A 767-nucleotide genomic window follows, 5' to 3' on the forward strand; every position below is an offset into this window, starting at 1 on the left:
AACGAAGGAAGCGCCCGGAGGGCCCGGAAACGGGACCGAAGGAAGCGTCCGCACCTTGAGAACTCAACAGCGTGCCAAAAATCAACGCCAGATTAGTTGATACCCCGTCCATCCGTCACGGATGGTCGAGGTTCCTTTGAAAAAGTCCACCCCTCGGGGTGGCACACTACAGCGAGGACGCTGTGGACGGTCCGCCTCATTCCGGCGCGACCGTCCCGCTCAACGCGAGTGTCTCACCGGATGACCGGTAAACATTCACGGAGAGTTTGATCCTGGCTCAGGACGAACGCTGGCGGCGTGCTTAACACATGCAAGTCGAACGATGAAGCCCTTCGGGGTGGATTAGTGGCGAACGGGTGAGTAACACGTGGGCAATCTGCCCTTCACTCTGGGACAAGCCCTGGAAACGGGGTCTAATACCGGATACGACCCGCCGAGGCATCTCGGCGGGTGGAAAGCTCCGGCGGTGAAGGATGAGCCCGCGGCCTATCAGCTTGTTGGTGGGGTAACGGCCCACCAAGGCGACGACGGGTAGCCGGCCTGAGAGGGCGACCGGCCACACTGGGACTGAGACACGGCCCAGACTCCTACGGGAGGCAGCAGTGGGGAATATTGCACAATGGGCGCAAGCCTGATGCAGCGACGCCGCGTGAGGGATGACGGCCTTCGGGTTGTAAACCTCTTTCAGCAGGGAAGAAGCGCAAGTGACGGTACCTGCAGAAGAAGCGCCGGCTAACTACGTGCCAGCAGCCGCGGTAATACGTAGG

General features: G+C 60.9%; 1 rRNA gene. It reads left to right on the forward strand.

Annotated elements, in window-relative coordinates:
* Window positions 1–254 precede the first annotated feature (254 nt).
* Window positions 255–767, forward strand: a 16S ribosomal RNA gene (locus K7G60_RS38610); the annotation flags it as partial.

The organism is Streptomyces sp. NK15101 (assembly GCF_020400725.1).
In the GTDB taxonomy this organism is placed as follows: Bacteria; Actinomycetota; Actinomycetes; order Streptomycetales; family Streptomycetaceae; genus Streptomyces.